Source organism: Azospirillum sp. TSO35-2, from assembly GCF_003116095.1.
Taxonomy (GTDB): domain Bacteria; phylum Pseudomonadota; class Alphaproteobacteria; order Azospirillales; family Azospirillaceae; genus Azospirillum.
Genome location: NZ_LGRA01000018.1, coordinates 485314 through 501746 on the forward strand (window position 1 = coordinate 485314; position 16433 = coordinate 501746).

The 16433-nt window shown below is 67.9% G+C and carries 14 protein-coding genes; 5 read left to right on the forward strand and 9 right to left on the reverse strand.

Annotated elements, in window-relative coordinates; all coding sequences use genetic code 11:
* Nucleotides 1-16: 16 nt before the first annotated feature.
* Nucleotides 17-757: an IclR family transcriptional regulator gene (locus TSO352_RS13110; protein WP_348770629.1), complete on the reverse strand. Its 741-nt coding sequence runs from the start codon at nt 755-757 to the stop codon at nt 17-19.
* 367 nt (nt 758-1124) lie between these two features.
* On the opposite strand from TSO352_RS13110, the gene TSO352_RS13115 reads away from it, so the two are divergent.
* Nucleotides 1125-1901 carry an SDR family NAD(P)-dependent oxidoreductase gene (locus TSO352_RS13115; protein WP_109107761.1) on the forward strand — a complete coding sequence of 259 codons (777 nt, stop codon included), beginning with the start codon at nt 1125-1127 and terminating at the stop codon, nt 1899-1901.
* Between the two features lie 6 nt (nt 1902-1907).
* On the opposite strand, the gene TSO352_RS13120 is transcribed toward TSO352_RS13115, so the two are convergent.
* Complete coding sequence (locus TSO352_RS13120; protein ID WP_109107762.1) at nt 1908-2843, reverse strand: LysR family transcriptional regulator; 936 nt, start codon at nt 2841-2843, stop codon at nt 1908-1910.
* Nucleotides 2844-3173: 330 nt separating this feature from the next.
* Between TSO352_RS13120 and TSO352_RS13125 the strand changes: the two genes are divergently transcribed.
* From TSO352_RS13125 to TSO352_RS13140, 4 genes are all read left to right on the forward strand, one after another.
* Nucleotides 3174-4523 carry a citrate:proton symporter gene (locus tag TSO352_RS13125; protein ID WP_109107763.1) on the forward strand — a complete coding sequence of 450 codons (1350 nt, stop codon included), beginning with the start codon at nt 3174-3176 and terminating at the stop codon, nt 4521-4523.
* 32 nt (nt 4524-4555) lie between these two features.
* A complete protein-coding gene (locus tag TSO352_RS13130) occupies nt 4556-5899 on the forward strand; it encodes an acyclic terpene utilization AtuA family protein (RefSeq protein ID WP_109107764.1) in 1344 nt (447 codons plus the stop codon).
* Nucleotide 5900: 1 nt separating this feature from the next.
* Entirely contained in the window at nt 5901-6242 is a 342-nt protein-coding gene (locus TSO352_RS13135; RefSeq protein ID WP_109107765.1) for a hypothetical protein, read from the forward strand.
* Between the two features lie 69 nt (nt 6243-6311).
* Nucleotides 6312-6566 carry a hypothetical protein gene (locus tag TSO352_RS13140; protein WP_109107766.1) on the forward strand — a complete coding sequence of 85 codons (255 nt, stop codon included), beginning with the start codon at nt 6312-6314 and terminating at the stop codon, nt 6564-6566.
* 76 nt (nt 6567-6642) lie between these two features.
* Here the strand turns inward: TSO352_RS13140 and TSO352_RS13145 are convergent, their stop codons facing one another.
* The 7 genes from TSO352_RS13145 to TSO352_RS13175 all read right to left on the reverse strand — a co-directional run bounded on the left by TSO352_RS13145 (nt 6643) and on the right by TSO352_RS13175 (nt 16359).
* On the reverse strand, nt 6643-8337 hold the full coding sequence (locus TSO352_RS13145; protein ID WP_109107767.1) for a cache domain-containing protein: 1695 nt from the start codon (nt 8335-8337) through the stop codon (nt 6643-6645).
* 770 nt (nt 8338-9107) lie between these two features.
* Complete coding sequence (locus TSO352_RS13150; protein WP_109107768.1) at nt 9108-10751, reverse strand: FGGY-family carbohydrate kinase; 1644 nt, start codon at nt 10749-10751, stop codon at nt 9108-9110.
* Nucleotides 10752-10780: 29 nt separating this feature from the next.
* On the reverse strand, nt 10781-11704 hold the full coding sequence (gene rbsK, locus TSO352_RS13155; RefSeq protein ID WP_109107769.1) for a ribokinase: 924 nt from the start codon (nt 11702-11704) through the stop codon (nt 10781-10783).
* A gap of 21 nt (nt 11705-11725) precedes the next feature.
* Nucleotides 11726-12811 (reverse strand): aldose 1-epimerase family protein, encoded by a 1086-nt coding sequence (locus tag TSO352_RS13160; RefSeq protein WP_109107770.1) that lies wholly within the window; start codon nt 12809-12811, stop codon nt 11726-11728.
* Nucleotides 12812-12848: 37 nt separating this feature from the next.
* The gene (locus TSO352_RS13165; protein ID WP_109107771.1) at nt 12849-13856 is read right to left on the reverse strand and encodes an ABC transporter permease; all 1008 of its coding nucleotides are present in this window, start codon (nt 13854-13856) and stop codon (nt 12849-12851) included.
* Nucleotides 13857-13867: 11 nt separating this feature from the next.
* Nucleotides 13868-14845 carry an ABC transporter permease gene (locus TSO352_RS13170; RefSeq protein WP_109107772.1) on the reverse strand — a complete coding sequence of 326 codons (978 nt, stop codon included), beginning with the start codon at nt 14843-14845 and terminating at the stop codon, nt 13868-13870.
* 11 nt (nt 14846-14856) lie between these two features.
* Nucleotides 14857-16359, reverse strand: coding sequence for a sugar ABC transporter ATP-binding protein (locus TSO352_RS13175; RefSeq protein ID WP_109107773.1), 1503 nt, complete (start codon nt 16357-16359; stop codon nt 14857-14859).
* Nucleotides 16360-16433: the final 74 nt, after the last annotated feature.

Below are 16433 nucleotides of genomic sequence, written 5' to 3' on the forward strand. Positions count from 1 at the left end.
TCATGCTGGCGAGTGATCACCGCTTCCATCCCAGCGCTTCGGAAATCGCGTGGGCGGTTGCGCGGACGACCGGCCCGAGTTCGGCCATGCGGTCGTTCGGCATGTATTGGCTGGCGCTCGCCACGCTGATGGCGGCGACCACGCTGTTGGAGATGTCGCGGACCGGGGCGCCGACGCAGCGGACGCCGACCTCGTTCTCCTCAAGGTCGAAGACCCAGTCGCGCCGCAGATAGTCGGCCATCTGCGTTTCGTACTTGGCCCAGGGGACCGGCGGCGGCCGGTCGGACCCGGCGATCGTCGCCTCGCCGGCCTCGCGGTAGAGGTCGCGCCAGCGTGACGGCGGAATACCCAGCATCAGCGCCTTGCCGACCCCGGTGGAGGCGAGCGGCATGCGCTGGCCGACGCGCGACCGCATCTCCAGTCCGCGCGTGCCGGGGATCTTGTCGAGATAGAAGACCTCCGCCCCATCGGTGACGCCGAGATGCACCGTGTCGCCGGTGCGCTGCGCCAGCGCCTCCAGGTGCGGACGGGCGAGCGCCACCAGCGGGCGCTGCTCCAGCGCCCGCATGCCGAGGTGGATCAGCTTCGGGCCCAGCAGGTAGCCCTTGTAGGGCACATGGTGCAGGTACCCCTCCGCCGCGAGGCTGTTCAGCATGCGATGGACCGTGCTGCGCGGCGTGTTCAGCCGGGTGGCGATTCCCTTGACGTCGTTGGTGCCGGCGGCGACGCATTCCAGCAGCGCCAAGCCGCGCAACAGGGTCTGCGTCCCGGCCGCCTGCCGTTTCTCGGTCTTGTCCTGATCGGCGGACTCGATTATGGCGCTACTCCTCGCGAGGGTGGCGACGCCCGGTGCCAGACGTTGTTCCGATGCATGATGGTATCAAATAGCAAATCCAACAACGATATAATGAGACAACTCGACGCAAGGTACCGCTTCGGTCCGGCTGCATGCCGTCTTGACCCTGCCAGAGCTTCAACCTAGCATCGCACCATCTGTTGGGAGGTTGTCTCATATAATGGGACAACCGTAGTCTGGTCAATCGACCCCCTCGAACACGCGGAACGGAGCGGCGGACGGCCGCGGCCTCCGTTCCGCTGCAACAATCGACAGGAAGGGACACTCCATGTTCGACGATCTGAAAGGTCGGCGCGTTCTGGTGACCGGCTCCACCCAGGGCATCGGCCTCGCGGCGGTGGAGGCCTTCGCGCGGGCCGGCGCCAAGGTCGGCATGAACGGCCGCAAGGCGCCCGCGGACCTCGACGCGACGCTGGTCCGCCTGAACGGCCTGGGCGGCGAGGTTGCCTTCTTCCCCGCCGACGTGTCGTCCAGCGCCGCCTGCGCCGAACTGGTGGAGGCGTTCGTCGCCCGCTTCGGCGGCATCGACGTCGTCATCAACAACGCGGGCGGGCTGGTCGCGCGCAAGCCGCTGGACGAGATCGACGACGCCTTCTTCGACGCGGTCACCGACCTCAACGCCCGTTCGGCCCTGATGGTCACCAAGCACGCGCTGCCGCACCTGAAGGACTCGGTCCGGCAGAGCGGTGCCAAGGCGTCCGTGATCCTGGTCGGGTCGGTCGCCGGCCACACCGGCGGGGGCCCCGGGGCTGGTCTCTACGGGGCGTCGAAGGCCTGGCTGCACAACATCCAGAAGAACTGGGTGGCCTTCCACACCAAGGACGGCATCCGGTTCAACACCGTGTCGCCGGGCACCTTCGACACCGCCTTCCACGCCGACAAGGACGCCGAGGCGAAGGCGCGCATCGCCACCGGCATCCCGATGGGCCGATTGGGCCGGGCGGAGGAATGCGCGCCGGCCTTCCTGTTCTTCGCCTCCAACGCCTGCAGCGGCTATGTGACCGGGCAGATCCTGGACGTCAACGGCGGCCAGTTCATGCCCTGACCCCGGCTAACCCCGCCGCGCTTTTGCGTCGGTGCTTGAAAAATGGGGCAGCGTGGGGCCGGCGACCTCCCTCAGCAGCTGCACGAAGCGCTCGGCCGCCGGCGACAGCGAGCGGTTGGCCTTGCGGATGAAGCCGATCCTGCGGAGCAGGCCGGGGGTGTGGATCGGCTCGACGCTGATGCCCTCGCAGGACGCGGCGTCGATCGCCGATTCCGGCAGGACCGAGACCCCCAGACCGGCGCGCACCATGCCGACCGCCGTCGACATGTAGTTCGCTTCGCAGGCGAGGCTGATCTCCAGCCCCTCCTTCTCCAGCGTCCGCTCGACCAGGGAACGGACGCTGGTGCCCCGCGCGGTGAGGATCAGCGGGAACGCCGCGACGTCCTTCAGCAGCAGCGGCCGCCGGCCGGCCAGCGGGTGATCGACCGGGAAGAAGGCGCACATCCGGTCGGTCAGGAAGTCGATCACCTCGACGTCGCGGTCCGGTCCGACCCGGCTGCCGATCCCGAAATCCACCTCCTCCGCCTTGACGAGCTGGATGATCCGCTCGGCGACGACGTCGCTGACCTTCACGTCGATGTTGGGGTGGTCGGCGGCGAAGCGGCGGATGGCGATCGGCAGCAACCCGGCGGCGACCGACGGCAGCGTCGCGACCGACACCGAGCCGCGCCGCAGCCCGGCCAGGTCATGGCTGGCGCTCATCACCGCGTCGAGGTCGTTGAGCACGCGCTGAAGCGTGGGCAGCAGGTCGCGGCCGGCCTGCGTCAGGACGACCTGCCGCTTGTTGCGGTCGAACAGCCGGACGCCCAGCGAATCCTCAAGCTGGCGGATCTGCACGGTCAGCGCCGGCTGCGACACATTCACCTCCGCCGCCGCCCGCGTGAAGCTGCCGAGCCGTGCCACGGCGACGAACGCCTTGATGTGCCTGACACCCTGGAGCATGGGGCGCTTTCCATAAAAGAAGCGGATTACGGTGATACAACAAATTCATTTCCCTAATCTGGTTGCCCGTTCGTACGATGTCAATCAAGCACTCCGGCAAGGACACCGGCCCGGTGCAGGACGACAAGACGGAGAAACCGTCAATCGGTCCGCCCCGGTCCGCTCATCGGCGACAGACAAACCCGCACCGGTGCACCCAGCGCCGAGGATCCGGAGCATGCCCGGACAGCGAATGTCTTTGCCGACGATGGTCCGGATGCCCGCTTCGCACGACCGAAGCCGCCGACCCAAGACGTGAAACAATAATAACGTTACAATAGTGGAGGTCCCATGCTAGCCATACTGGGCTTGGCCACCATCATCGTGCTGTTGGTGGCCATCATGTCCAACCGGATGTCGCCGCTGGTGGCGCTGATCGCCATACCGATCATCGCAGCCCTGGTCGGCGGCTTCGGCCTCGGCACGAGCAAGTTCATCATCGACGGCATCCGCGCCATCGCGCCGACCGCCGGCATGTTCGTCTTCGCCATCATCTTCTTCGGCATCGTCACCGACGCCGGGATGATGGACCCGATCATCGACCGCATCCTGCGGGTGGTCGGCACCAAGCCGGCGCGCATCACCGTCGGCACCACGCTGCTGGCGCTGCTGATCCATCTCGACGGCTCCGGCGCGGTCTGCTTCCTGATCACCATCCCGGCGATGCTGCCGCTGTATGAGCGGCTGGGCATGGACAAGCGCATCCTGGCGCTGTGCGTGTCGATGGCGGCGGGCGTCAACTTCCTGCCCTGGACCGGCCCGATGATCCGCTCCGCCGCCGCGCTGAAGGTGCCGGTGACCGAGATCTTCAACCCGCTGATCGCGGTGCAGGGCGTCGGCCTGCTGTTCATCTTCACCGTCGCCTTCGTGCTCGGCAAGCGCGAGGAACGCCGCCTCGGCCTGTCCGGCGCGACGCTGCCGGTGGGCGAGGCGCGCTCGGTCGGCGCCATGGGCAGCGCCGAAGGTGCTGCGATCGGGCCGGCGCCGCGCGTGCTGACGCCGGAGCAGCTCAAGATCCGCCGCCCGAAGCTGTTCTGGGTCAATCTGGCGCTGACCATCGTCATCATGGGCGTGATGATCGAAGGCGCGGTCGACCCGGTGGTGATGTTCATGATCGGCACCGTGCTGGCGCTGATGATCAACTACCCCGACGTCAAGATGCAGAAGGATCGCGTCGACGCCCACGCCAAGGCGGCGCTGATGATGGCGAGCATCCTGCTGGCCGCCGGCGTGTTCACCGGCATCATGAGTGGCACCAAGATGCTGAGCGCCATGGCGACGTCCGCCGTCGCCTTCGTTCCGCCGGACATGGCGCAGCACATCCCGTTCACGCTGGGCATCCTGTCCATGCCGCTCAGCCTGCTGTTCGACCCGGATTCCTTCTACTTCGGCATGATGCCGGTGGTGGCGGAGGTCTATAAGACGCTGGGCGGCAACCCGATCCAGATCGCCCAGGCCTCCGTGCTCGGCCAGATGACCGTCGGCTTCCCGGTCAGCCCGCTGACCCCCGCCACCTTCCTGGTCGTCGGGCTGTGCGGCATCGGCCTCGGCGAACACCAGAAATTCTCGATCCCCTACCTGTTCGCCGCCTCGGTGGTCATGACCATCGCCGCAGCGATCCTCGGCGTCATTCCCTTCTGAGCGCCGGAACGGCAGCACACAGGAGCAACTCCATGAAAACCATCCGCATCGGATCGGGCGCCGGCTATTCCGGCGACCGCATCGAGCCGGCCGTCGAGCTGGCCGACAAGGGCGACATCCAGTACCTCGTCTTCGAATGCCTGGCCGAGCGCACCATCGCCATCGCCCAGGGCGCCAAGCGCAAGGACCCGGCGGCGGGCTACGACCCGCTGCTGGCCGACCGCATGCAGGCGGTGCTGCGGCTGTGCCACGCGAAGGGCATCCGCATCATCACCAACATGGGCGCCGCCAACCCGGCGGCGGGAGCGGCAAAAATCCGGGAGATCGCCCGGTCGCTCGGCCTCGGTGGCCTGACCATCGCCGCGGTGTCCGGTGACGACGTGCTGGAGACGCTGACCTCCGGCGACCACCGGATCGAGGAAACCGGCGCCCCGGTGTCGTCGATGGCCGGCCGGCTGGTCTCCGCCAACGCCTATCTCGGGGCGGCGCCGATCGTCGCGGCGCTGCGCGGCGGCGCCGACGTCGTCATCACCGGCCGCGTCGCCGACCCCGCCCTGTTCCTCGCCCCGCAGATCTTCGAGTTCGGCTGGTCGATGGAGGATTGGGACCGGCTGGGCAAGGGCACGGTGGTTGGTCATCTGCTGGAATGCGCCGGGCAGGTCACCGGCGGCTATTTCGCCGATCCCGGCGTCAAGGACGTCGCCAACCTCGCCCGGCTCGGCTTCCCGATCGCCGAGGTGCAGGAGGACGGCGGCGCGGTCATCACCAAGGTGGCCGGCTCCGGCGGCGCGGTGACCACCGCCACCTGCAAGGAGCAGCTGCTCTACGAGATCCACAACCCGGCCGCCTACTATACCCCCGACGTCGTCGCCGATTTCTCGCGCGTCACCTTCACCCAGGAGGGGCCGGACCGTGTGCGGGTGGCCGGCGCCACCGGGCGGGCCCGGCCGGACACGTTGAAGGTTTCCGTCGGCTATCTCGACAGCTGCATCGGCGAGGGGCAGATCTCCTACGCCGGGCCGGGGGCGGTCGCCCGCGGGCGGCTGGCGCTGGACATCGTGCGCGAGCGTCTCGCGCTGACCGGGGTGCGGACGAGCGAACTGCGCTTCGACCTGATCGGCGTCGATTCCATCCACGGCGACCGGCTGTCCACCGCAAGCGGCGCCGAGCCCTATGAGGTCCGCGTCCGCGTCACCGGCCGCACCGACAGCCTGAAGGAGGCGGTCCGCATCGGCAACGAGGTGGAAACCCTCTACACCAACGGCCCGGCCAGCGGCGGCGGCGCCACCAAATCGGCCAAGGAGGTCGTCGCCATGCTGTCGGCCCTGCTGCCCCGCGACCTGACCAGTCCCACCGTCGACTATGTGGAGGCCTGACATGAAACTCCGCGACATTGCCCATTCCCGCACCGGCGACAAGGGCGACATCTCCAACATCTCCGTGATCGCGTTCGACGAGGCGGATTACCCGCTGATCGCCGCCCATGTCACCGCCGAGCGGGTGAAGGAGCTGTTCGGCGAGGTCGTGCATGGCGAGGTCGTCCGCTACACGATCCCCAGCGTCGGCGCTTTGAACTTCGTGATGCAGAAGGCCCTGGGCGGCGGCGTGACCCGCTCGCTGGCCCTCGACGCCCATGGCAAGTGCCTGGCGTCGGCCCTGCTGGATCTCGACATCCCGAACGGCGGTGATCGAAGCCGGGCAAACGAGCGCTCGTGCTGAAGGAAGCCGTTCCCGACCCGGCCGCGGCGGGATTTCCGCGGCCTTTTCACTCAACAGGAAACACTGATCATGTCCGCAGTCAAAACCGTCACGGTGACGGTTCCCGTTACCTTCGAGATCTCCGTCGAACTGCCGGCCACCGCCGGAACCCAGGCCGCGGCGCTGGCCGAGGCGGTCGCCGTCCGTGCGGCGGAGCATTTTGCCCATGTCGGCCAGGCGCAGATCCGCGCCTTCAACGAGGTCAACCGCGTCCATCCGCAGGGACCCGGCGTGATCACCGCGGTCGACAGCCACCCCGACAGCCTCTGCAAGGCCGCCGCGTAAACCAGGGCCGTCACACCGTCGCCAGGGCCCTGTGTGCCGGCTCTGGCGACGGTGACGGCCACCCTCCTTCGATCCTTCAGCCGGCCCGCACCTGCGACAGGAAACGGGTCACCTCGCCACGCAGGTCGTCCGCCTGGACCGACAACTGGCGGATGCTTTCCAACACCTCGTAGGCGACCTTGCCGCTCTGGCCGGCCGCCGTGTTCACGCCGTCGATGCTGGTCGACACCTCGTGGCTGCCCTGGGCCGCCTGCTGGACGTTGCGGCTGATCTCGCGGGTCGCCGCCCCCTGCTGCTCGACCGCGGAGGCGATGGAGGTCGCCACGTCGTTGACGCGGCCGATCACATGGGCGACGCCCTTGATCTCCTGGACCGCCTGGGCGGTTTCGTTCTGGATGTTGGCGACCTGGGTGGCGATGTCCTCCGTCGCCTTGGCGGTCTGGCTGGCCAGTTGCTTGACCTCGCTCGCCACCACGGCGAAACCCTTGCCGGCCTCCCCGGCGCGCGCCGCCTCGATGGTCGCGTTCAGCGCCAGCAAGTTGGTCTGGCTGGCGATCGAGTTGATCAGCTCGACCACCGCGCCGATCCGTTCCACCGCGCTGGCGAGCCCGGCCACCTTGCCGTTTGCGCGCTCGGCGATCTGCATGGCTTCCCCGGCGATCTGCGCCGACTCGCCCACCTGACGGCTGATCTCGCCGATCGAGCTGGTCAATTCCTCGGTCGCGGCGGCGACGGTCTGGACGTTGGCGGAGGTCTGCCCGGTCGCGGTGGCGACGGCGCCGGCCAGCGTGCCGGTCTGGTCGGCGGCGCGGGCCATCTCCTGGGCGCGGCGCTCGATCTCCTCCGCTTCGGTGGCGACCTCGTGGATCAGATTGCCGACGCTCTGCTCGAACCGATCGGCGAGCTGGGCCGTGGCGTTGCGCTTTTCCGAGTCGCTGCGCTGCGCCAATTCAGCCTGCCGGACCTCCAGCTCGGCCTTGGCGAGGGCGTTCTCCTTGAACACCTGCAGCGCCTGGGCCATGCCGCCGATCTCGTTGCGCCGCGCCGCTTCGGGGAAGGTCACGCCGAGGTCCCCGGCGGCCAGCGAGGTCATCTTGGCACGCAGGCCGTGCAGCGAGCGCACGATGCCGCGGTTGATCAGGAAGGCGATCAGCACCAGCCCGCAGACGAGCACGGCGGTGATCGAGCCCAGCTTGACCAGGAACTCCTGGTAGGCGGCGTCGATGTCGTCGGTGTAGACACCGGAGCCGACGATCAGGCCAAGCGGCTGGTAGCGCTGGACATAGTTGGTCTTCAGCAGCGGAACGTCGGAGCCCAGCTTCGGCCAGACGTAGCGGACGATGGCGCTGTCCTTGCTCTGCATCGCGTCGACGATCTCGCGGACGAAATACTTGCCGGTCTTGTCCTGCAACTGCGTCCGGTCGGTGCCGACCGCCTTGTGGTTGGATGGGTTGGCGACCGCGATGCCCTTCATGTCGTAGGCGAACAGGTAGTCGGCGCCATCATGGTAGGCCATGCTGTGCACGGCGTTGCGGAAGCGCGTCAACGCCTCCTCCCGGGTGATGGCCTTCGAGTCGACCTCGGCGTTCAGCCCCTTCGCCATGCCGACCGCCATTTCGACCACCGCGCGGATGGTGTCGACGCGATCGTCGACCATGCGCTGGTGGGCGAAGCTGCTGCTGACGGCGATGACCACCAGCGCGGTCACAAGAGAAACGACGACAAGGACGATCAGCTTGACGCGGATCGTCAGGTTTTCGAGCATCTTCATGGCACGCAGTGTTCCTGAACTGAGGGTTTGATGCTTGCGTTCGCGACGGAGCGACGCGGTAGGGGTGGGATGGTTCTCCGATCCCGGTCATCGCGGTGGGTGGTGATGCCAGTGGCGTGGAGGTGATCAGTTTATAGTTTCGGTCGCCAAGCAGGGCAGGGAGTGCATGAAGAAATTCTCATCGCATCGACTGAAGCGTTTTTGGTGCGCTCTTTTGTTGAACGATTTCTTAAAATAATGTGACATCGGCATCTGCCGCGCCGCGATGGTTCATGGCAAGACAACGACGTCGGTTCTTGATCCCGGCAGTCGATGGGGGCTCAGTCGCCAATGGCGCAGGCCCTGCTGCCCGAGGCGGGCATGATACGAATGATGATCAAGATGAAGGAAATAAAATTATCGGATGTCAGTAATCAGATTTCCGTATGGGAGTAACGGAGCGACTCTATTAGGAAGTCATTAAGGTAAAGAGATCGTTTAAGAGCCGTTTTGAAAATCGCCACCATTGGCGGGAAGCCATTGTCGTTCAGCGTTCCCGTGCACGTGCATGGGTGCCGGCTCAAAGGAATCGAGGCGTCGCAGAACCCGTGCCATCTCAGGGTTATGCAGGACACTGGAGACAAAGGGTTTCCTCGGCCGTCATCCCCGCCTTCGCGGGGATGACGTACAACCCTTCAATTCCAGTGATTTCCCGATACGTGGAGATCTGTGCGCGCCGTAACGTCGAGGCGGGAAGCACCCTCATCGACGAAGGCCGTGTTCGCCTCCGGTCAGGAACCGGCTGTCGGCTCCATCAGCGCGCGGTAAGCCATCTGGTCTTCGTACAGCCGGAGGAACACGCGGTATTTGGCGTCGTGATAGTCGCGCAAGGCGCCATCGGCCGGGGCCATCACCCGTCCGGCCCGGCTCATGCCGGCCATGCCGGCGGCGACGTCGGGGAAGGCGCCGCCCGCCACCGCGCCCAGGACGGCGGCGCCGAGCAGCACCGCCTCCGGCTCCGCGGGCAGGACCAGGGTGCAGCCGGTGGCATCGGCGTGCGCCTCCAGGAACACCGGGTTCTTGGTGCCGCCGCCGCAGGCGAGGATGGTGTCGATGGCGTAGCCGGTGCCGTCCATCGCCGCGATGATGTGGCGCGTGCCGTAGGCGATGGCCTGCACCGTCGCCAGATAGAGCAGCGCCAGATCCTCCAGGCTGTCGGACAAGCGCAAGCCGCTGACGGCGCCGCGCAGGGTGGCGTCGGCGCGCGGCGAGCGGTTGCCGTGGAAATAGGGCAGCACATGCAGGTCGCGGGTCAGCGCCGCCAGCGGTTCGCCGCTGCGTCCGGCGAGCGCCGCCAGTTCCTCGTTCAGCAACTGATAGACCGTGGTGCCGCGCTGCCGGGCCGCGGCGGCGAGGTCGGCGTGGCGGGGATGCCCCTGCACGACATGGTCGATCAGGGCGCCGGTCGCCGACTGCCCGCCCTCGTTCAGCCACAGCCCCGGCAGCATGGCGGAGTGATAGGGCCCCCAGACGCCGGGGATGAAGCGCGGCGCCGCTTGCGTCATCGCCATGTGGCAGCTCGACGTGCCGCCGATCAGCGCCAGCCGGCGGTTGAAATCGACATTGGCGCCCGGCAGGGCGGCACCGATGACGCCAATGCCCCCGGCGTGGGCGTCGATCAGCGAGGTGCCGACCGCAATCCCCGGCGTCAGGCCGAGCTCGCGGGCGGCCTCTGCCGTCAGCCCGCCGGCGATCGCGCTGCCCACCGCGCCGACATCAGTGCCGATGCGGGCGTGCCCCTCCTCCACCAGATCGCCGAGGCCGATGGCGCGGAGATAGCCGTCGTCCCAGCGCCCTTCATGGCCGAGGTACGTCCATTTGCAGACCAGCGAGCAGAGCGACCGCCGCGTCGCCCCGGTCGCCCGCCAGGTCAGGAAGTCGGGCAGGTCGAAGAAATGGGCGGCGCGGCGCCAGCTTGCCGGAAGGGTTTCCTTCAGCCACAGCAGCTTTGGCGTCTGCATCTCCGGCGACAGGCGTCCGCCGACATAGCGCAGGACCTCGTGGTCGCCGGCGTTGATGCGGCCGGTCTGGTCGAGCGCCCGGTGGTCCATCCAGACGATGACGTTGCGGGCGTCGTCGCCCTCCGGGCTGACCGTCACCGGCCGCCCCGCCGCGTCGAGCACGACCAGCGAGCAGGTGGCGTCGAAGCCGATGCCGACCACCTCCGGCCGCTCGGCGCAGCCGTCGAGCGCCTCGCGGACGGCGGCGCAGACGGCGGCCCAGATGTCGTCCGACGACTGCTCCGCCCAGTCGGGGTCGGGGCGCCACATCCGGATCGGGCGGGAGGCCCGCGCCAGCCGCCGCCCGGCCAGGTCGAAGATCCCGGCGCGGGCGCTGCCGGTCCCCACATCCACCCCGATCACGGCGCGTGTCATGGCATGCCCTCCCCAGGACCCTTTCCGCTTCACAGGCCGGCGCAGAACGCCTCGAACGCCTCGCGGGTGGCGTAGGATTTCTGCGTTCCCGGCCGGGTGATGCTGTCGGCGGCGTAGCGCACCGCCATGCGCAGCGCCGCGTCCAGGTCGTGGTTCTCGACGTAATAGCGCGCGAAGCTGCCGATGAAGGCGTCGCCGGCGCCGGTGGTGTCGACCGGCGTGACGCGCACCGGCTCGATCCGCCGCGTTTCCTCGCCCGCCGTCACCAGCAGCGCGCCGCGCGCGCCGAGCGTGACGATCACCGTGCGGATGCCGCGCGCGATCAGCGCCCGCGCCGCCACCTCCGCGTCGGCCTCCGAGGTCACGGCCAAGCCGGAGATGGTCGCCAGCTCCGTCTGGTTGGGGACCAGGAAGGTCACCTGCTCGATCCGCTTGGCGTCGAGGTCGGCCGGGGCGGGCGCCGGGTTCAGCAGGGTCTCGATGCCGTGCCGCGCGCCGAATTCAATGGTGTGGTAGACCGTCTCCAGCGGCACTTCCAACTGCATGACGATCAGGTCGCAGCCCTTCAGATCGTCGGCCGCGCGGTCGACGTCGGCCGGCGACAGCCGGGCGTTGGCGCCCTTGATGATCAGGATGCTGTTCTCGCCCGACGGCTCGACGAAGATCGGCGCGACGCCGCTCGACGTGCCGGGCACCCGCTCGACGTAACGGGTGTCGATGCCGGCGTCGGCGAGGTTGCGGATGGTGGTGTCGGCGAAGGCGTCGTCGCCGACCTTGGTGACCATCATCACCTCGGCGCCCAGCCGGGCGGCGGCGATGGCCTGGTTGGCGCCCTTGCCGCCGCAGCCCATCTCGAAGCGCGGCGCCTCGATGGTCTCACCGGGGCCGGGCATGCGGTCGGTGTAGGTGATCAGGTCGACCATGTTGCTGCCGACCACGGCGATCTTGCCCATAGCGTCTTCCCCCTCTTGTTCTTACAGCGCCCGGATGGCGTGTTCGGCAGCGTCGGCCTCCTCGGCCGCCAGATAGCCCAGCCGTACCGAAAAGCGGCGCGTCTCGCCACCCTTCAGCGTCTGCAGGTTGCCCTTGGCGCGCTCGGCGGTGAACCCCTCGGGCTCGCAGGTGGCGGGCAGGGCGAAGGCGCACACTTTCTGGTCGCTGTTGACCAGCACCCAGCGCACCGTCCGGGGGAAATCCTGCGTGTTGTAGGCGATGTGGAAGGCGTCGCCCTCGCGGCGGCGCAGCATCAGCGCGGTGTCACCGTTCCCGTCGGTGCGCAGGCCGCGGATGTAGAAGACCTGCTCCGGGTCGTAGCGATGGGGCTCGTCCAGCACCTCCATCACCGCGGGGTCGCGGGCGAGCGCCTCCAGCAGCGCGTCGTAGCCGGGGCTGCGCGGCACATGGGCCGGCACCACCGTGCGCACAGCCGTCGCCTGCGGGGTGAAGGGGGCGGGCTGGACGATACGGGCGCCCTCGGCGAAGGCGAAGTTGACGTGGCACATGTACATCAGGTCCATCGGCGCGCCGGACCGGTTCTCCACCGCCATCTGGATGTCGAACAGGGTGGAGCCCGGACGCAGCACGACGCGCGGCCGCGCCATGTAATGGGCGCCGAAGCCCATCACGTACTCGCGCAGGCCGGTCACCGCCATGTAGGGGCCTTCGTCGTCCTCGCCGACCTCCAGCCCGGCGGTGTCCATCGGCGCGCAGGGCATCTCGCCGTGCAGCGGATGGCTGTCCTGCGGACCGGGGCAGCCATTGCGCAGCAGTCCGGAATGGAAGGCGAAGCAGCCGTAGGTGCCGACGATCTCGGTAGCATGGCGGGGCATGTCGAACATGTTCGCCATGGTCAGGTCGACGCCGTCGAACACGGCATCCCACACCATTTGGCCGTAATAGGGCAGCACCACCAGATGGCCGCGCCGGTTGGTCAGGCGCACCGCCTCGATCCCGCTGTCGTAGCGGAACAGGGCGGCCGTCATGTCGTGCGCCTCGGCGATGACGCGTTCGGCCTCGCCGAAGAAGCTCTTGCGGAAATGGATCGCGGTTCGGGCGCTCATGCGACGTCTCCCGGTGGTCGGGTTTGGCTTGGTCTGCTTAGCGGGTGCGGTTCTTGTAGGCGTTGATCACGATGACCAGCAGCAGGAAGCCGCCCCAGATGAAGTCGATCAGGTGGTTGGAGAAGCGCAGGATCTGGAAGCCGCTCGACAGCAGCATCAGCGCCACCACGGCGATGGTGATGCCCAGCACGCTGCCCTTGCCGCCCGCCGGGTTGGTGCCGCCCAGCACGGCGATCAGCACCGCCTGCAGCAGGTAGGAATTGCCGTAGTCCGACTTCGCCGCGTTGGTCCGCCCCGACAGGATGATGCCGGCGACCGAGGCCAGCACGCCGGTCAGCATGTAGCTGTGGAGGACCATCCGCTCCCGCTTCAGGCCGGCGAACAGCGCCGCCTTGGGGTTGGTGCCGATCAGCATCAGGTTGATGCCGAAGGCGGTGCGGGTCAGGATGAAGGCGATCAGCGCGGCGATGGCGGCGAACAGGACGAAGGGCGTCGCCAGCCCGGCGATCTTGCCGTTGCCGAGGAAGGCCCAGGCGGTGGGGAAGCCGACGATGGCCGGCCCGCCGGTCAGCACGATGGCCAGCCCGGTGAAGACCTGCCCGGTGCCGAGCGTCGCCAGGATCGGCGTGATGCCGAGCCGGGTGATCAGCAGCCCGTTGACCGTCCCGGCCACCAGCCCGGTGCCGAGCGCCACCACCGCGCCCAGCAGCACCACCAGGATGCCGGTGTCGGCGATGCCGGCCGCGCCGGCCATCTTGTGGAACAGCACCCCGGCCAGGATGCCCGACAGGTTCGCCACCCCGACCACCGACAGGTCGATGCCGCCGGTCAGCATGGCGATCATCATGGCGATCGACAGCAGGCCCAGTTCCGGGAAGATGTAGGTGATCGATTCGAAGTTGTAGTAGCGCAGGAACTTGTCCGGGCTGAGCGCGGTCATCACCGCGAAGATCAGCACCGTCATCACCAGGAGCTGGACGATGTTGTTGTCGCGGTTGATCAGGCTGCGGACCGTCAGGGTGGGGGCCGTCGTCTGGGCTTTCATGGTCCGTCTCCTCACGCCGGCTGGCGACGGTCGCGCCACGCCGACAGGGCGGTGGCGATGATGACGATCAGACCCACCGCGACGAGCTGCCAGGTGGTGTCCACTTTCATGATGATCAGGCTGTTCTTCACCATCACCAGCATGAAGACGCCGAGCATGGTGCCGAGCACGGTGCCGCGCCCGCCGAAGATCGAGGCACCGCCCAGCACCACCGCGGCGATCACGTCCAGCTCGAACCCGACGAAGTCGCGCGGGTTGGCCAGCCAGATCATGCCGCTGTGCAGCAGCCCGGCGAAGCCGGCGAGCGCGCCGGCGACGCAGTAGATGAAGAAGATGGTCTTGCGCAGGTCGAAGCCGGCGCGCCGCGCCGCCTCCGGATCGCCGCCCAGCGCGTAGGCGCTGCGGCCGATCATCGTGTAGCGCAGCATCAGGTGCATGGCGAGCGCCAGCCCGACATAGATCAGCACCATCGCCGTCAGGCCGTAGGTGCTGCCGTCCGCCTTGGTCACGCTGACGACGTCGGTGCGGGCGAAGTCGATCAGCGCGGTCGGCATCTTGTTGATGTTGATCATGCTGGTGCCGACCACGCCGAGCAGGAATCCGCGCACCATCGCGCTGGTGCCCAGCGTCACGATCAGCGGGATCATGCGGAATTTGTAGACGAAGAAGCCGTTGACGGCGCCGCACAGCAACCCGATGGCGGTGGCCGCCAGCAGCGGCAGCACGACGCCGTTGTAGCCGATCAGCAGCATGCCCTTCACCGTCAGGTACATCGCCGCGACGGCGAAGGCCGGGAAGGACACGTCGATGCCGCCGGAGATCAGCACCAGCAGCACGCCCATCGCCATGATGCCGATGATGACGTTGCTGCGCATCAGGCTGAACAGGTTGTCGAGCTGCCAGAAGGCGGGGTTGATCGTGCCGATGAGGACCATGGCGAGCAGCAGGATGCCCGCGATGACCATTTCCGAACGACGGAGCAAGGCCATCGGTTCCTCCCTTAAGTGAAGGTCTTCAGCCGGTCGCTGACCATTTCTTCGGTCGCGTCGGCGCAGGACAGGTCATCGACGAAGCGCCCGCGGTGCATCAGCACGATGCGGTTGCAGTTCTGCACGAGTTCGAGCACGTCGTCGGAGATCATCAGGACGGCGAGGCCGTGGGCCTGGGCCAACTCGCGGATCTTGGCGTGGATTTCGGCCTTCGATCCGACGTCGACGCCGACCGTCGGTCCGTTGAGGATCAGCACGCGGGCGTCGGTCAGCAGCCAGCGGGCCAGGACCACGCGCTGCTGGTTGCCGCCGGACAGCTGGATCACCGGCTTCTCGCCGGTCGGGGTGGCGATCTGCATGGCGCGGATCATGCCCTGCGTCATCGTCTCGGCGCGCTCGCGGTCGATGACGAGGCGCGGCGCCAGCCGCTCGTAGGAGGTCGCCAGCATGTTGCGGTTGATGCTCTGGGTCAGGAACAACCCCTCGGTCAGCCGGTCCTCCGGCACATAGGCGATGCCGGCGGCGATGGCGTCCTGGGTCGAGCGCAGCCGCACCGGCGCGCCGTCGATCCGAATTTCCCCCTGGTAGCGCGGCGCCATGCCGAACAGCGCCAGCGCCAGATCGGTGCGGCCGGACCCCAGCAGGCCCGACAGGCCGACGATCTCGCCGGGCCGGATCGACAGATCCAGTTCCTCGCACTTGCCGGGCACGGTCAGGCCGCGGACCTCCAGCCGGGGTGGTGGCGGGGCGCCGGGCGGCGGGGTCCAGACATAGGGTTCGTTCAGGATGTCGCTGCCGGTCATGTGCCGGGTGATCGACGCCTCGTCGAAGTCGGCCGTCGGCCCCTCCGCCACCTTGCGGCCGTTGCGGATGACCGTCATGCGCTCGCTGATTTCCAGCATCTCGCGCATCTTGTGGCTGACGAACAGGATGGCGATGCCGCGCGCCTGGATGTCGCGGACGATGCGGAACAGCGTCTCGACCTCCTTGCGGGTCAGGGCGGTGGTCGGCTCGTCCATGATGATCAGGCGGGCGTCGGACATCAGCGCGCGGGCGATGGCGACCAGCTGCTTGCCCGCGGTGGGCAGCGAGTCGACGGTGGCGTCGAGGTCGAGGTCGACGCCCAGCCGGCCGACCGCCTCCCGCGCGATGGCGCGGGTGCGCCGCCAGTTCATCAGGCGCCGCTTTTCGCGCAGATGGACGTTCATCGCCAGGTTCTCGGCGACGGTCAGGTTCCCGAACAGCGAGAAGTCCTGGTAGATGACCTGGATGCCGTGGCCGATCGCGCTGATCGGCGTCAGCGGTCCGGCCGGCTTGCCGTCGATCAGGACCTCGCCGCCGTCCGGCGCGTAGACGCCGGACATGATCTTGATGACGGTCGATTTGCCCGATCCATTCTCGCCGGCAAGGCAATGGATCTCGCCCGGATGGATGACGAGGGACATGGCGTCCAGCGCGACCACGCCGGAAAACTCCTTCCGGATGCCGCGGAGTTCGATGAGACCGTCTGACATGGCTTCCCCGCCCGCCCGCTTGATGACATGGCATTGAGAGACGTTGCGGCGGGTGCGGGAGGCGGCCGTCGGCC

Coding starts and splice junctions, on each gene's coding strand:
- TSO352_RS13115 (WP_109107761.1), top strand. CDS start 1,125: ATGTTCGACGATCTGAAAGGTCGGCGCGTTCTGGTGACCGGCTCCACC.
- TSO352_RS13120 (WP_109107762.1), bottom strand. CDS start 2,843: ATGCTCCAGGGTGTCAGGCACATCAAGGCGTTCGTCGCCGTGGCACGG.
- TSO352_RS13125 (WP_109107763.1), top strand. CDS start 3,174: ATGCTAGCCATACTGGGCTTGGCCACCATCATCGTGCTGTTGGTGGCC.
- TSO352_RS13130 (WP_109107764.1), top strand. CDS start 4,556: ATGAAAACCATCCGCATCGGATCGGGCGCCGGCTATTCCGGCGACCGC.
- TSO352_RS13135 (WP_109107765.1), top strand. CDS start 5,901: ATGAAACTCCGCGACATTGCCCATTCCCGCACCGGCGACAAGGGCGAC.
- TSO352_RS13140 (WP_109107766.1), top strand. CDS start 6,312: ATGTCCGCAGTCAAAACCGTCACGGTGACGGTTCCCGTTACCTTCGAG.
- TSO352_RS13145 (WP_109107767.1), bottom strand. CDS start 8,337: ATGAAGATGCTCGAAAACCTGACGATCCGCGTCAAGCTGATCGTCCTT.
- TSO352_RS13150 (WP_109107768.1), bottom strand. CDS start 10,751: ATGACACGCGCCGTGATCGGGGTGGATGTGGGGACCGGCAGCGCCCGC.
- rbsK (WP_109107769.1), bottom strand. CDS start 11,704: ATGGGCAAGATCGCCGTGGTCGGCAGCAACATGGTCGACCTGATCACC.
- TSO352_RS13160 (WP_109107770.1), bottom strand. CDS start 12,811: ATGAGCGCCCGAACCGCGATCCATTTCCGCAAGAGCTTCTTCGGCGAG.
- TSO352_RS13165 (WP_109107771.1), bottom strand. CDS start 13,856: ATGAAAGCCCAGACGACGGCCCCCACCCTGACGGTCCGCAGCCTGATC.
- TSO352_RS13170 (WP_109107772.1), bottom strand. CDS start 14,845: ATGGCCTTGCTCCGTCGTTCGGAAATGGTCATCGCGGGCATCCTGCTG.
- TSO352_RS13175 (WP_109107773.1), bottom strand. CDS start 16,359: ATGTCAGACGGTCTCATCGAACTCCGCGGCATCCGGAAGGAGTTTTCC.